The sequence below is a fragment of the Achromobacter aloeverae genome (genome assembly GCF_004121055.1).
GTDB lineage: Bacteria > Pseudomonadota > Gammaproteobacteria > Burkholderiales > Burkholderiaceae_B > Bordetella_C > Bordetella_C aloeverae.
Window position 1 is genome coordinate 766,396 of the sequence record NZ_PYAL01000002.1, and the last position, 13,868, is coordinate 780,263.

12 protein-coding genes are annotated in these 13,868 nt (G+C 66.9%); 6 read left to right on the top strand and 6 right to left on the bottom strand.

Annotation, left to right across the window (positions count from 1 at the left end; genetic code table 11):
- The first annotated feature begins 220 nt into the window (after positions 1-220).
- Together C7R54_RS10290 and panS are read left to right on the top strand one after the other, a co-directional pair.
- Complete coding sequence (locus C7R54_RS10290; RefSeq protein WP_129150094.1) at positions 221-1,681, top strand: MFS transporter; 1,461 nt, start codon at positions 221-223, stop codon at positions 1,679-1,681.
- 243 nt (positions 1,682-1,924) lie between these two features.
- Positions 1,925-2,881 (top strand): ketopantoate/pantoate/pantothenate transporter PanS, encoded by a 957-nt coding sequence (panS, locus tag C7R54_RS10295; RefSeq protein WP_129150096.1) that lies wholly within the window; start codon positions 1,925-1,927, stop codon positions 2,879-2,881.
- 28 nt (positions 2,882-2,909) lie between these two features.
- On the opposite strand, the gene C7R54_RS10300 is transcribed toward panS, so the two are convergent.
- The 5 genes from C7R54_RS10300 to C7R54_RS10320 form a co-directional block, all read right to left on the bottom strand.
- Entirely contained in the window at positions 2,910-3,920 is a 1,011-nt protein-coding gene (locus C7R54_RS10300) for a Bug family tripartite tricarboxylate transporter substrate binding protein (RefSeq protein ID WP_129150098.1), read from the bottom strand.
- 65 nt (positions 3,921-3,985) lie between these two features.
- Positions 3,986-4,339: a RidA family protein gene (locus C7R54_RS10305; RefSeq protein WP_129150100.1), complete on the bottom strand. Its 354-nt coding sequence runs from the start codon at positions 4,337-4,339 to the stop codon at positions 3,986-3,988.
- Complete coding sequence (locus C7R54_RS10310) at positions 4,336-5,259, bottom strand: NAD(P)-dependent oxidoreductase (protein ID WP_129150102.1); 924 nt, start codon at positions 5,257-5,259, stop codon at positions 4,336-4,338. Before C7R54_RS10310 ends, C7R54_RS10305 begins: the two co-directional genes overlap by 4 nt.
- 42 nt (positions 5,260-5,301) lie before the next feature.
- On the bottom strand, positions 5,302-6,006 hold the full coding sequence (locus tag C7R54_RS10315) for a GntR family transcriptional regulator (RefSeq protein WP_129150104.1): 705 nt from the start codon (positions 6,004-6,006) through the stop codon (positions 5,302-5,304).
- Positions 6,007-6,085: 79 nt separating this feature from the next.
- Positions 6,086-7,039, bottom strand: a complete 954-nt coding sequence (locus C7R54_RS10320) for a LysR family transcriptional regulator (protein WP_129150105.1) — start codon at positions 7,037-7,039, stop codon at positions 6,086-6,088.
- Between the two features lie 199 nt (positions 7,040-7,238).
- Between C7R54_RS10320 and C7R54_RS10325 the strand changes: the two genes are divergently transcribed.
- Positions 7,239-8,774, top strand: a complete 1,536-nt coding sequence (locus tag C7R54_RS10325; RefSeq protein ID WP_129150107.1) for a CoA-acylating methylmalonate-semialdehyde dehydrogenase — start codon at positions 7,239-7,241, stop codon at positions 8,772-8,774.
- A gap of 340 nt (positions 8,775-9,114) precedes the next feature.
- On the top strand, positions 9,115-9,639 hold the full coding sequence (locus C7R54_RS10330) for a DNA-3-methyladenine glycosylase I (RefSeq protein WP_240039459.1): 525 nt from the start codon (positions 9,115-9,117) through the stop codon (positions 9,637-9,639).
- 45 nt (positions 9,640-9,684) lie between these two features.
- Here C7R54_RS10330 and C7R54_RS10335 read toward each other — a convergent pair whose 3' ends face one another.
- Positions 9,685-9,915, bottom strand: coding sequence for a hypothetical protein (locus tag C7R54_RS10335; protein ID WP_129150110.1), 231 nt, complete (start codon positions 9,913-9,915; stop codon positions 9,685-9,687).
- A 110-nt stretch (positions 9,916-10,025) separates the two neighbouring features.
- Between C7R54_RS10335 and ku the strand changes: the two genes are divergently transcribed.
- A complete protein-coding gene (gene ku / locus C7R54_RS10340) occupies positions 10,026-11,126 on the top strand; it encodes a non-homologous end joining protein Ku (RefSeq protein ID WP_129150112.1) in 1,101 nt (366 codons plus the stop codon).
- A 3-nt stretch (positions 11,127-11,129) separates the two neighbouring features.
- Complete coding sequence (gene ligD / locus C7R54_RS10345; protein ID WP_129150114.1) at positions 11,130-13,865, top strand: DNA ligase D; 2,736 nt, start codon at positions 11,130-11,132, stop codon at positions 13,863-13,865.
- The last annotated feature ends 3 nt before the right edge of the window (positions 13,866-13,868 follow it).

A 13,868-nucleotide genomic window follows, 5' to 3' on the forward strand; every position in this document is an offset into this window, starting at 1 on the left:
TAATGCCTTTATGCAGCCAGCCGGTCATCCACGATGCATTTCTGCTTCAGCAGGATGCACATCCGTACGCGCTGCAATGCACCATCCGGAGGTAAGATGCGCGGCATGACGCAGAGGTTCGTTGCGTCCCTCAAACCCCGGGACCCCGCTGTCACGGACCTGCCGCGGTCCGTTCCATATGCGGTGTTTCGTTAGCCGTCTTCTGCCTGACACCTACACCATGACCGCTGCCGCCTCCATCCCGCGCCTTGGACGCGCGGGTTTGTACCTTTTGCTCGCCGGCCAATTGCTGCCGATGATCGACTTCTCCATCGTCAATGTCGCGCTGGATGCCATGGCGCATGCCTTGCACGCCAGCGAGGTGGAGCTGGAGCTGATCGTGGCCGTCTATGGCGTTGCGTTCGCCGTTTGCCTGGCCATGGGCGGCCGCCTGGGCGACAACTATGGCCGGCGCCGCGTATTCACCTGGGGCGTGGTGTTGTTCACGGTGGCTTCGGCGCTGTGCGGCCTGGCCAACGCCGTCTGGGTTCTGCTGGCGGCCCGTGTCCTGCAAGGGATGGCGGCCGCGCTGGCGGTGCCCCAAATCCTGGCGACCATACACATCGGGCTGCAGGGCCGCGAGCATTCTCGCGCGCTGGGCCTGTACGGCGCCATCGGCGGACTGGCCTTCGTGATAGGGCAGGTGCTGGGCGGCCTGCTGGTCACCCTGGGCGAGGGCGGGCTGGGCTGGCGCAACGTCTTCCTGGTCAACCTGCCTATCGGGCTGGTGGTCGCGGCTTTCGCGCCGCGCCTGCTGCCGGAGACGCGGTCGCCGCACCCCGCCTCGATCGACGTGCCGGGAACCCTGCTGCTGGCGCTGGTTATCCTGTGCCTGCTGCTGCCCGTGTCGCTGGGGCCGGTGCTGCACTGGCCCTGGCCTTGCGCCGTGGCGCTGGGTGCGGTGCCGCCCCTGCTGTACGCCTTGTGGCGCGTGGAGAACCGCCAGGAAGCGGTGGGCGGTTTCCCCTTGCTGCCGCCCAGCCTGCTGCGGTTGAACAGCGTGCGCACGGGGCTGGGCATCGCGATCCTGTTCTTCTCCAGCTGGGGCGGCTTCATGTTCGTGATGGCGCTGACCCTGCAATCCGGCGCGCACCTGTCGCCGCTGCAATCGGGCAATGCGTTCATCGTAATGGGCGTGTCCTATTTCGTAGGATCGTTACTGACCAGCCGGGCTGTGGCCCGTTTCGAAAAAGCGACCGTATTGCTGTTCGGCTGCCTGGTGCAGATGGCCGGACTGGTGTTGATGATCGTGACCTTGCGTCATGTCTGGCCGTCGCCGTCGGTCCTCAACCTGATCCCGGCCTCGGTGCCTATCGGGTTCGGCCAGGCCTTCATCGTGGCGTGTTTCTACCGGATCGGCCTGTCGGAGGTGCCGCACGCCCAGGCCGGGGCGGGCAGCGCCACGCTGTCGACGGTGCAGCAGGCGGCGTTCGGCCTGGGGCCGGCGGTCTATGGCGCGGTGCTGACCCATCTGCTGCATACGGGGTCGGGCGACTACCTGCCGGCGTCGGTAGGCGTGATCGGCGTGGAACTGGGCGTGATGGCCTGCCTGTCACTGCTCGCGGTGGCGCAGCATCGGCGCGGTCAGGCACAGCGGCGCGCGGTGTCGCGCGCGGCGGCGGTGTGTCCGAACAGCCAATAGGGCAGCAGGGGGGCAGTAGGGAGCGCTTTAAGGCACGAGTAAGCGCGCGCCCTGGTTCTCGCCGCCCACGCGCATACAATACGGCCCGCCCGAGCAACCGCGGGCGCGGCAACCCACAAGGATGCAGGCGCGGCGCGGACCTGGCCACTTTCCCACGCGGAGCCGGCCACTTTCCCATAATCATTAAAGAGACCGCGCGGCTGCATTGCGCCATGTCGCGCGAGCGCATCCAGGATTTCCAACGTGCTTGCCCCTATCACTCGACTGTTCCCCGTATGGGCCGTGCTGGCGTCGCTGCTGGCCTATTTTTCGCCGTCTTCCGTCGTCGGTATCGCGCCGTATGTAACCACGCTGTTGACCATCATCATGCTGGCGATGGGCGTGACGCTGTCGCTGGGCGATTTCAAGCGTGTGTTCACGCGCCCCGCGCCCGTCGTGGCGGGCATAGTGCTGCATTACCTGGTCATGCCGCTGGCGGCGTGGCTGATCGCCAAGCTGCTGCGGATGCCGCCGGACCTGACCACCGGGATGGTGCTGGTGGGCAGCGTGGCCAGCGGCACGGCGTCCAACGTGATGATCTATCTGGCCCGCGGCGACGTGGCCTTGTCGGTGACGATCAGCGCGCTGTCGACGGTCGTGGGGATTTTCGCCACGCCGCTGCTGACGCGCCTGTATGTCGATGCGTCGATCGCGGTGGACGTGAACGGCATGTTGATGAGTATCGTGCAGATCGTGGCCCTGCCCATCGTCGTGGGCCTGGTGATCCATCACCTGTTCACCGGGTTCGTGCGCCGTATCGAGCCCATCCTGCCGCTGATATCGATGGTCTCCATCCTGTTGATCATTGCCGCCGTGGTCGGCGGCACGCAGAAGAGCATCGCCTCGGTGGGCCTGGTCGTCGCGCTGGGCGTCATCCTGCACAACGGCCTGGGCCTGCTGGGCGGTTATTGGGGCGGGCGCCTGCTGGGTTTCGACGAAGCCATCTGCCGCACGCTGGCCATGGAAGTCGGCATGCAGAATTCCGGCCTGGCTGCGACCCTGGGCAAGCTGTACTTCACCCCCTTGGCCGCGTTGCCGGGTGCCTTGTTCTCGGTGTGGCACAACCTGTCCGGCTCGCTGCTGGCCGGGTATTGGGCGGGTCGCAGCGCCAGGAAGGATGCCGCCGGCGGCGGCGAGCGCGCGACGGCCGCGGCAAAATAGCCGTCGACCGTCACGGCCCGGACATGGCTCAGTCCACCGTCGCGCCGGACATCTTCACCACGTTGGCCCACCGCTTGATGTCGGCCTTGTGGATGCGTTCGAAGGCGGCGATGCTGGGATCGGCCGGCGGCTGGATGCCTTGCAGGTCGGTCAGCCAGGCCTGGAAGTCGGGCGTGGTGATGATCTTGATCACCGCCGCGCTCATCTTCTTCTGGATTTCCGGCGGCAGCTTGGCCGGGCCGAACAGGCCGTACCAGGTGCTGCTTTCGTAACCCTTGATGTTGCACGCCTCGGCCACCGTCGGAACGTCCGGCAAGGCCTTGATGCGCTGCGCGGTCGTCACGCCCAGCGCGACGACCTGGCCCGACTTGACGGCGGGAACGGACGGCGCGCTCTGGTTGAAGAAGAAGTCGACCTCGCCCGAGAGCAGGGCGGTCATCGCCGGGCCCTGGCCGCGATACGGGACGTGCGTGACCTGGACGCCGGCGCCATGGGCGAACTGGGCGCCGGCCAGGTGGCCCGACGCGCCGTTGCCGGTGGACGCATAGTTCAGGACGCCCGGCTTGGCCTTGGCCTGGGCGATGAGGTCGGCGCAGGTCTTGATTTCGGGGTGCTTCTTGGGATTGACCAACAAGACGTTGGGCACGTCTCCCAGCAGCGCGATGTGCGTGAAATCCTTTTCGACATCGAACGCCAGGCTCTTGTAGAGCGCGGCGTTGATGGCGTGCGTGCCGGCCGTGCCGAGCAGGAAGGTGTAGCCGTCGGCCGGCGCCCGCGCGACGACGTCGGAGGCGACGTTACCGCCCGCGCCCGTGCGGTTGTCGGCGATGATGGGAACGCCCAATTCCTTGCCGAGCGCTTCGCCCAGCTTGCGGGCGTAGAGGTCGGTGCCGGCGCCGCCGGGAAAGCCGCCGACGATGGTAATGGCATGGGTGGGCCACTTGGCCGGGTCTTCGGCATGGGCGGCCGGCGCGAGGGCGGCGGCCATGACCAGGGCAGCGGTAGTGAACGAGCGCAGCGTGAATGTCGAGCGCAGCATGGATTTTCCCCTTCTGTGTGTTGCGCTGTGGGAGACGCGCGCCGGACAGGCGCGCGTGATGAAAACTACAAGGCCGCCGTCACCATGATTTCGACACGGATGTCGGGCGCGGCCAGTTCGACCGCGCCGCAGCAGCGGGCCGGGGCCTGGCCGGGAACGATCCAGGCGTCGTAGACCTCGTTCATGGCCTGGAAGTCCTTCATGGTGGACAACCAGATGGTCACGTTCAAGGCCTTGGACTTGTCGGTGCCGGATGCGGCCAGCATTTCGTCGATCTTGGCCAGCACCTGGCGGGTCTGGCCGGCCACGTCCAGGCTGCGGTCGTCGGCGGTGTGGCCGGCGAGATAGACGGTGCCGTTGTGGATCACGGCGCGCGAGCGGCGCGCGTTCTGGTCGAGGCGGGTGATGGCTAGGCTCATTGCTGGGTTCCCATGCCGGATTCGCGGCGGGCGTGGTTGAGGGCGGCCTGGATCAGGTTGTCGCTGGCTTCGGGCGTGCGGAAGGCCGAATGCGCCGACAGGGTCACGTTTTCGATCCTGGTCAGCGGGTGATCGGCGGGCATGGGCTCGGTGACGTAGACGTCCAGGCCCGCATGCAGCAGCTTGCCGGACTGCAGCGCGTCGATCATGGCTTGCTCATCGACCAGCGCGCCGCGCGCGGTGTTGACCAGGATGGCGCCGTCGCGCATGGCGGCGATGCGCTCGCGCGAAATGATGCCGCGCGTCTCATCGGTCAGCAGCAGGTGCAGGGAGACCACGTGGCTGCGCGCCAGCAATTCTTCCAGCGATACGAATTCGATGCCGTCGGCGCTGCGCGGCGTGCGGTTCCAGGCAATGACCTTCATGCCGGCGCCGCGCGCCAGGCGCGCCATTTCGGCGGCGATGCCGCCATAGCCCACCAGGCCCAGCGTCTTGCCGGTCAGTTGCACGCCATCCGAACGCAGCCAGTTGCCGGCGCGCATGCCGCGATCCATGCGGGCGAAGCCCTTGGCGGCGGTCCACATCAGCGAGAATGCGCACTCGGCCACGGCGGTGTCGCCATAACCCTTGATGATGTGCACCTTGATGCCGATCTCCGCCAGCTCCTCCGGATTCATGTACGAGCGCGGGCCGGTGCCCAGGAAGACCACGTGCTTCAGGGCCTTGCACTTGCGCGCGATGTCGATGGGGAAGTGGGTGTGGTCGACGATCATGATCTCGGCATCGCCCAGCACGCCGGGGATCTGGTCGGGCGTGATGTCGGGCTGCCGGTTGATGGTCAGCGGCATGTCGCCGGGCTGGTGCAGGCGTTCGGCGACCGCGCTGAGCGTCGGGTTCGCATCGATGAAGCAGGCTTTCATGGGACTCCGTGGGTAGAGAGGGTGCGTGGATCGAAAGAGGCGTCAGGCTTGCAGCCGCGCCTCGGCGAAATCGGCGAGGGCATTGCCCATGTAGATCTCCGCGTAGCCGGCGCGGGTCAGGGCGATGACGTGGTCCTGGTACTGGTTGATGTGTGTGTTCATCAGCGCTTCGACGCGGGCGAGATCGCGCGCCTGCAGGGCGCGCACGATGTCGGGATGATCGTTGCGCGTGTCCTGCCGGCGCGACTTCAGGTCCAGCCAGCGGGCGAAGCGGATGCGCTCGTTGATCGAGCGCACGGAGCGCAGGAATTCCTCGTTGCCGGCCAGCGCCGCCAGGCGCTCGTGGAAGGCTTCGTCGCGTTCCAGCAGGTGCAGCGCCTGTTCGTCGGTTTCCGGCGTGTCGCGGTTCTGTTCGGTGAACTCGGCCAGCTCGCGCAGTTGTTCGTCGGTAGCCCGTCGGCAGACCAGCCGCACCACGCCCAGTTCGACCGTCGCGCGGTATTCGTACAGGTCGAGGATCTGCCGCGCGTCCAGAGGCCGCGCCGAATAGCCGCGATTGGGTGTGGACACCAGGAAGCCCTCGGCGGCGATGCGGTTCAGCGCCTCACGCACCGGCGTGCGGCTGACGCCCAGGCGCTTGGCCAGCTCGACCTCGTTGACACGCTCGCCAGGCCGCAGGCGAAAGGTGGTCGCCATGGCCTTGATGCGGGCATAGACCTGGGCGGGCGTGTTGGCGGGAGCTTGCATGGCGGCTGGGATCAAGTGCGGATAGTTCTGTATACAGAAACGTATTATCCATGCTCGCCGCGGCTCGCGTGATGATTTTTTATTCGGGGATATCCCTAGGTGGCGCGATACCGCGGACTTGCGCCGGCAGGTGCGTGCGCAGGAAATCGACCAGGCAGCGCACCGCCGGCGGCACGGTCGCCGACCATGGCCGCAGGGCGTGGATGGTCTGTCCGAAGAAGCCGATGACCCGCCAGTCCGGCAGGATGGGCACCAGGTCCGCCGTGCCGGCCAGCGCGCTGAAGTCGGGCAGCAGGCCGATGCCCAGCCCGCCGCGCACGGCGTCGCGCAGGGCTTCGCTGTTGTTGGCGCGGAAGCGTACGCGTATGGGAACATCGATGCGCGCGCAGGCCTCCGCGCGCGGAACGAAGGACCAGATGTCCGCGACGCCCGGCCGCAGGTAATGCAGGCAGATGTGGCCGCCCAGGTCGTCGGGATGCGTGGGCGTCCCATGCCGCGCCACGTAGTCCGGACTGGCCAGCAGCCCGGCTTCGGTGGTCAGCAGGGGCCACGCCACATAGGACTCGGGAACCGTGTCGGCGTGCCGCACGGCCAGGTCGAAGCCCTCGTTTTCCAGGTTGACGAAGCGGTCGGCGAGGTCCAGTTCAAGCGTGACTTCCGGATAGGCCTGCAGGAAAGGCGTGACCAGCGGCGCCAGGTGCTGACGCCCGAAGGCCACGGGCGCGCTGACGCGCACCAGGCCGCGCGGCTGGTCCATGGTCTGGCGGGCGGCGTTGACGCTGTCATAGAGCGCGCCGAAGGCGTTCTGCGCGCCGCTCACCAGCAACTGGCCCGCCTCCGTCATGGATACCGAGCGCGTGGTGCGGCGCACGAGGGGCAGGCCCAGGCTGCGTTCCAGGTCGTGGATGCGGCCGCTGACCGAGGCCTTGGAGATGCCCAGCCGGCGCGCGGCCTGGGTGAAGCTGCGGGTCTGGCTGACGACCGTCAGCAGGTAGATATCCGCGACGTGGGGGGCAATGGCGTCGGCGCTCATGGCAGTGTTTCACTTTCGATGATTGTTCAAAATATCGAACACTAATATCACATTTTGCTGACTTATCAAGCTTTTCCCCCTTGCCTAGACTGGCGCTGTCACACATGTTGTATGGCGCATCCCACGTAATCGCCCCAGGACACGGCGCTTCCGCGCGCAGGCCGGACGCCGCAACAGGATACGAACCAGGAGGACTAGCATGGCTACCAATACTCCCACCCAGGCACCGGTCATTGGCCATTGGATCGACGGCAAGGCCGTGACCGGCGCCGGCGCTGGCCGTTTGCCCGTGTACAACCCGGCCACCGGCGCGGTGAGCGCGCAGGCCGCATTGGCGACGCCGGCCGATGTCGACACGGCCGTGGCCGCCGCGCGCGCCGCCTTCCCGGCCTGGGCCGACACGCCGCCGCTGCGGCGCGCGCGCATCATGTTCAAGTTCCTGCAACTTCTGCAGGAAAACCGCGAGCGCCTGGCCCATGCGATCACCGCCGAACATGGCAAGGTCTACGAGGACGCGCTGGGCGAAGTGGCGCGCGGCATCGATATCGTCGAATTCGCTTGCGGCATCCCGCAATTGCTCAAGGGCGACTACACCGAACAAGTAGCCGGCGGCCTGGATAACTGGACGGTGCGCCAGCCGCTGGGCGTGGTTGCCGGCATCACGCCGTTCAACTTTCCGGTGATGGTGCCGATGTGGATGTTCCCCGTGGCGCTGGCCACCGGCAATACCTTCGTGCTCAAGCCCAGTCCCATCGATCCGTCGCCGTCCCTGCTGCTGGGCGAGCTGCTCAAGCAGGCCGGGCTGCCGGATGGCGTGTTCAACGTGGTGCAAGGCGACAAGGATGCGGTGAACGCGCTGCTGGAACACCCGGACGTCAAGGCGGTGTCCTTCGTCGGTTCGACGCCCATCGCCAATTACATCTACGAGACCGGCGCCCGCCACGGCAAGCGCGTGCAGGCCCTGGGCGGCGCCAAGAACCACATGGTGGTGATGCCCGACGCCGATCTCGAACAGGCCGCCGATGCATTGATCGGCGCGGGCTTTGGTTCGGCCGGCGAGCGCTGCATGGCGGTGTCCGTGGCCATGCTGGTGGGCGACGTCGGCGACAAGCTGATCCCCATGCTGGTCGAGCGCGCCAAGGCCTTGAAGGTGCGCAACGGCGAGGACCGGGCCGCGGAAATGGGACCCATCGTCACGGCCGCGGCGCATGCTCGCATCACGGGCTACATCGAACAGGGCGTGAAGGAAGGCGCGCAACTGCTGGTCGACGGCCGGGGCTTCGATGCCAAGCAGGCCGGCGACGGCTGCGAGAAGGGCTTCTGGATGGGCGCCACCCTGTTCGACAAGGTGACGCCGCGGATGCGTATCTACAAGGAAGAGATCTTCGGGCCGGTGCTCAGCTGCGTGCACGTCAAGGACCTTGCCGAGGCGGTGGCCTTGATCAACGCCCATGAGTTCGGCAACGGCGTGGCGTGCTTCACCCGCGACGGCCAGGTGGCGCGCGAATTCGGCCGCCGCATCGAGGTCGGCATGGTGGGGATCAACGTGCCCATCCCGGTGCCCATGGCCTGGCAGGGGTTCGGCGGCTGGAAGCGGTCGCTGTTCGGCGACATGCACGCCTATGGCGAGGAAGGCGTGCGTTTCTATACCCGCCAGAAGAGCATCATGCAGCGCTGGCCGGACAGCATCGGCAAGGGCGCCGAGTTCACGATGCCGACGCCTGGAGGCGCCTGATCCGCTGGCGCTGCCCGCGCCGTCCGCGCCGCTTTTGCCTCTTGTGCGGCTTGTGCGGTGGCGGCGGCGGTCACCACGGCGATGGGACGGCGATGGTGGCGGTAATATGCCTGCCACCGCGCCGCGTGGCGCTCTCCGGGTAAGGGTCCACATGACAGCATCGAAGACGGCTCCCGCGGTCAGGTCCGCCGCCGCCAAGCGCGGAGCCAGCAAGGCTGGCCCCGTCGAAACCGCAGCGGCCGTGAAAAGGCCCGCGCAAAGGGCGGCTGCCCCGCCGCCGGCGCCCAAGGCCGGCGCGGCGGCCAGGCATCGTTGCGCCTGGGCCGGCGAGGATGCCCGTATGCAGGCCTACCACGACGAAGAGTGGGGCGTGCCGGAGTACGACAGCCGCGCGCTGTGGGAAAAGCTGATGCTGGACGGCTTTCAGGCCGGCTTGTCGTGGCGCACCATACTTCACAAGCGGCCGGCGCTACGCAAGGCCTTCGCGGATTTCGATCCGGCCAAGGTGGCGCGCTACACCGAGAAGGACGTTGAACGCCTGTTGCAGGACACAGGGATCGTGCGGTCGCGCGCGAAGATAGAGGCGACGATACGCGGCGCCCGGATCTACCTGGAAATGGCCAGGAACGGCGAGGATTTCGCCGAGTTCTGCTGGTCCTTCACGGGCGGCAAGCCGACGCGCACCCACGGCGGCGCGCGCCTGACGGCCAGCCCGGTCTCCGAGCTGATTTCCAAGGAGTTGAAGCGGCGCGGTTTCAAGTTCGTCGGACCGGTCATCGTCTACGCCTGGATGCAGGCGGTGGGCATCGTCAACGACCACGACAAGGCATGCTTCCGCCGCGATGAAGTGTCGCCCGCTGCGTAGCCAGGACGACGTGCCGACCGGCTGCCGGATGGGGCGACCGGCGCGTCAGTGTCCCGTCGCCGGATAGTTGGGGCCCGGGTCGCTGAATCCGCCATTGCTCCACGGGTTGGCGGCGCCGGGATGCGGCGGCCCGGGGTGGTCGAAGCGGCCATCGGCGCAGCCGGCAAGCAGGGCGGCCGCGAGCGCGGCAGTGAGGACGGCGGCCATCGGGCGCCGGCCGGCGGCGCGGCCCGTCCCACGCTGGGCGGGCCGACGAAGAGGAGAGGGGTTCTGCATGTTGGGACTCCTGTTTGCTGCGGGCTTGTCGCTAGCGTAACGCAACGCGCGTGCCCGCAGGCACATTTCCTGCTGTTCAGGACGTCTCTTGCACGCATTGGAGCATCGTCATGGCTGGCACTACATCGCGCACGCTTTGGAAGGGCGCCATCTCCTTCGGCCTGGTCCATATTCCCGTGGGCCTGCATACCGCCACGCGGGATTCGGGCGTGGATTTCGACTGGCTCGACAAGCGCACCATGGACCCGGTGGGCTACAAGCGTATCAACAAGCGCACCGGCCGGGAAATCGACCGCGAGAACATCGTCAAGGGCGTCGAGTACGAAAGCGGGCAGTACGTCATCATCTCCCCCGAGGAAATCGAGGAGGCCTATCCCCGCACCACGCAGACGATAGAGATCCTGCGGTTTGTCGAGGCTGGCGCCGTACCCTTCGTGTACCTGGAGCGGCCGTATTACGTGGCGCCCATTGCCCGCGGGCAGAAGGTCTACGCGCTCTTGCGCGATACGCTGGCCAAGGCGGAGAAAATCGCGATCGCCAAGGTGGTGATACAGACCAAACAGCACCTGGCCGCCCTGATTCCGTCCGGCGACGGCCTGGTATTGAACCTGATGCGCTGGGGCGACGAGGTCAAGTCGATGGACGAGCTCGACCTTCCCAAGGCGGGTGCCAAGGCCATGTCGCCCAGTGCCGCCGAGCTGAAAATGGCGCGCATGCTGGTGGACGACATGACCGGCGAGTGGAATCCGGACGAGTTCAAGGACGAGTTCCGCACGGCCATCATGGGGTTGGTGGAGAAGCGCGCCAAGGCGGGGCAGACGGAGCAGGTGTTCGAGCCGGAGGAGGAGGCGCCGCCGCGTGGCGACAACGTGATCGACCTGACCGCCTTGCTGCGGCAGAGCCTGGCGGGACGCAAGGGCAATGGCGGAGCAAGGGGGGCTGGGGAAGGGCGGGAAGCGGCGGACGAGTCGGACAGTGGATCGGCGGGTAAATCCGCGCGCAAATCGACCGCGGGCAAGTCGGCCACCAAGTCAGCCGGCAAGTCAGCCGGCAAATCCGCCAGCAAATCGAGCAGCAAATCATCCGGCAAATCGACACGCCCCTCGGCGACGAAGTCAGCCAAGCAGGCGAAGGCCACCAAGGCAGCCGGCAAGCGGGCGGGCAAGTCCACGGCGCGTTCGTCTTCGACGACCACGCGCAAGGCGGCCTGATCCATGGACGATACCCTGAAGACCTATCGCGCCAAGCGCGATTTCAAGGCCACGACGGAGCCGGCCAGCGGCGGCCAGGCGCATCCGGACGCGCCGGCCTTCGTCATCCAGAAACATTGGGCGTCGCGCCTGCACTACGACTTCCGGCTGGAGCTGGATGGCGCCATGAAAAGCTGGGCCGTGCCCAAGGGGCCATCGCTGGATCCCACGGTCAAGCGCATGGCGGTGCAGGTAGAGGACCACCCCATCGCATACAACCAGTTCGAGGGCACCATTCCTGAAGGGCACTATGGGGCGGGCAAGGTCATCATCTGGGACGAAGGCACGTGGACGCCGCTAGGCGATGCCCGCAAGGGTTATCGCGAGGGACACCTGAAGTTCGACCTGCATGGCGTCAAGCTGCACGGCCGCTGGGCCCTGGTGCGGATGAAAGGCAAGTCGGAGAAGCAGCCGCCATGGCTGCTGATCAAGGAAAAGGACGAGGAAGCGCGTACGGAACATGCGTTCAGCGTGATCGACCAGATGCCGGACAGCGTGGTGCCGCTGCGCAACGGCGCGGACGGGACGGCGAAGCCCAGGCGCGCCGCTGCGGCCGCCAAAGGTCGTGGCGCCAAGGCCGCCGAGCAAAAGAAAGCCGTTCAAGCGCAAGGGGACATCGACCCCGCGTATGCAACGGTGGTGTCGGAGGCCAACCTGCCCGGCGTGGCTGCCGCATTGCCGGCTAGACTGCAGCCGCAATTGGCGACGCTCTACGCGGGCAAGCCGCCCGTCGGCCGGGACTGGATCTACGAACTGAAGTTCGACGGCTACCGCATCCTGGCCCGTCTCGATAACGGCGACGTGCGTCTCTATACGCGCAAAGGCAATGACTGGACGGACCGCTTGCCGCACCTGGCGCGGGCCTTGGCGCAATTGCCCATTGTCGACGGTTGGCTGGATGGTGAGATCGTCGTACTGGATGATGAAGGCCGCCCCAACTTCCAGGCCTTGCAGAACGCGTTCGACAGCGACCGCACCAAGGGGATCGTCTATTACCTGTTCGATGCCCCCTATCTCAGCGGCCGCGATCTGCGTGGGGTGGTCCTGGAGGAAAGGCGCGGCTGGCTGGAGAAGGTATTGGAGCGCGGCCCGGGTGACCCGCTGCGTTTCAGCGCGACGTTCGATGCGCCGCCGGGCGACCTGGCCGCCTCGGCCTGCCGGATGGGATTCGAGGGCCTGATCGGCAAGCGCCGCGAGGCGTCCTATGTCTCTCGTCGGTCGCCATCATGGATCAAGGTCAAGTGCGGCCAACGCCAGGAGTTCATCATCGTCGGCTATACGCCGCCACAAGGCAGCCGGCGCGGACTCGGCGCCTTGTTGCTGGCGGTCAACGAAAAAGACGGGGCCTTGCGCTACGCGGGCAAGGTCGGTACCGGTTTCGACGACGCCATGCTGGACCGGGTGTACAAGCGGCTGTCGTCATTGGCGGCGGACCGCGCGCCGGCGCGGTTGACCGGGAAACCCACGGAACGCAACGTGCAGTGGGTGAGGCCGGAACAGGTCGCGGAGGTGGCCTTCGGCGCGTGGACCGACGGCGGCCATGTGCGCCATGCGGTATTCAAGGGCCTGCGCGAAGACAAGCCGGCGCGCGACATCACGCGCGAGCGCGCGGTGGGCGAGGAGGACGTGAAACGGCCGGCGGAGAAATCGCGCGCAGCGGGCGACAAGGCGGTCGCGTCGGCCGAAGCCGCGGATGGAACGCAAGGCAAGGCGGCCAAGGGCAGTTCGACGTCACCGAACTCGACCACGGGCCGGGCGGCCGGCAAGGACGGGAAGGACGGCAAGGGAAATCGCGCGAACGACCGTGGCGCGGGGCAGGGCCCGAGGCTGACGCACCCCGACCGGGTCATCGACGCCAGCACGGGCATCACCAAACTGGACCTCGCGCGGTTCTATGGCCTGGTGGCGCCTTTGCTGCTCAAGCATCTGGAACATCGCCCGGTCTCGCTCGTGCGGGCGCCGCAAGGCATCGATCACGAGCTCTTCTTCCAGAAGCACCTGGAAGCGCCCATGCCCGAGGTGCGGGATCTGCCCAAGGCGCTGTACCCAGGGCATCCCTCGCTGCTGGAGGTGCCGACCCCCACGGCCATCATGTCGGCCGTGCAGATGAACACGATCGAGTTCCATACCTGGAACGCGGTGTACACGGCTATCGATACGCCCGACCGCATGTTGTTCGACCTGGATCCTGGCGAAGGGGTGCGGTGGCCGCAGGTGGTCGAAGGCGCGGAACTGGTCCATGCCATGCTCGACGAACTGGGCCTGAAGGCCTGGCTCAAGACCAGCGGCGGCAAGGGCCTGCATGTCGTCGTCCCGCTGCGCAAGCAGTATGGGTGGGATACCGTGAAGGATTTTTCCGCCGAGGTGACGCGACACCTGGCGCGCACGCTGCCGGATCGCTTCGTTTCCAAGAGCGGTCCGAAGAACCGCGTGGGCCGTATCTTCGTCGATTATCTTCGCAACGGATTCGGCGCCACGACCGTGGCCGCCTGGTCGGCCCGCTCCCGTCCAGGGATGGGCGTGTCGGTTCCCCTCGCCTGGGACGAGTTGCATGCCTTGAAAAGCGGGGCCCAGTGGACCGTCAGCAATATCCATGAAAGACTGGATGTCGCTGACAGTCCTTGGGACGACTACGCGCCGCAGGACGTGCGTCCCGCCATGCGGGTCCTGAATTTCAAGCCCACTGACGGGCAGCAATAGGTG

Excerpts from the sequence above, each read along its gene's own strand:
- C7R54_RS10290 (WP_129150094.1), top strand. The coding sequence starts at position 221 with ATGACCGCTGCCGCCTCCATCCCGCGCCTTGGACGCGCGGGTTTGTAC.
- C7R54_RS10300 (WP_129150098.1), bottom strand. The coding sequence starts at position 3,920 with ATGCTGCGCTCGACATTCACGCTGCGCTCGTTCACTACCGCTGCCCTG.
- C7R54_RS10305 (WP_129150100.1), bottom strand. The coding sequence starts at position 4,339 with ATGAGCCTAGCCATCACCCGCCTCGACCAGAACGCGCGCCGCTCGCGC.
- C7R54_RS10310 (WP_129150102.1), bottom strand. The coding sequence starts at position 5,259 with ATGAAAGCCTGCTTCATCGATGCGAACCCGACGCTCAGCGCGGTCGCC.
- C7R54_RS10315 (WP_129150104.1), bottom strand. The coding sequence starts at position 6,006 with ATGCAAGCTCCCGCCAACACGCCCGCCCAGGTCTATGCCCGCATCAAG.
- C7R54_RS10320 (WP_129150105.1), bottom strand. The coding sequence starts at position 7,039 with ATGAGCGCCGACGCCATTGCCCCCCACGTCGCGGATATCTACCTGCTG.
- C7R54_RS10325 (WP_129150107.1), top strand. The coding sequence starts at position 7,239 with ATGGCTACCAATACTCCCACCCAGGCACCGGTCATTGGCCATTGGATC.
- C7R54_RS10330 (WP_240039459.1), top strand. The coding sequence starts at position 9,115 with ATGCAGGCCTACCACGACGAAGAGTGGGGCGTGCCGGAGTACGACAGC.
- C7R54_RS10335 (WP_129150110.1), bottom strand. The coding sequence starts at position 9,915 with ATGCAGAACCCCTCTCCTCTTCGTCGGCCCGCCCAGCGTGGGACGGGC.
- ku (WP_129150112.1), top strand. The coding sequence starts at position 10,026 with ATGGCTGGCACTACATCGCGCACGCTTTGGAAGGGCGCCATCTCCTTC.
- ligD (WP_129150114.1), top strand. The coding sequence starts at position 11,130 with ATGGACGATACCCTGAAGACCTATCGCGCCAAGCGCGATTTCAAGGCC.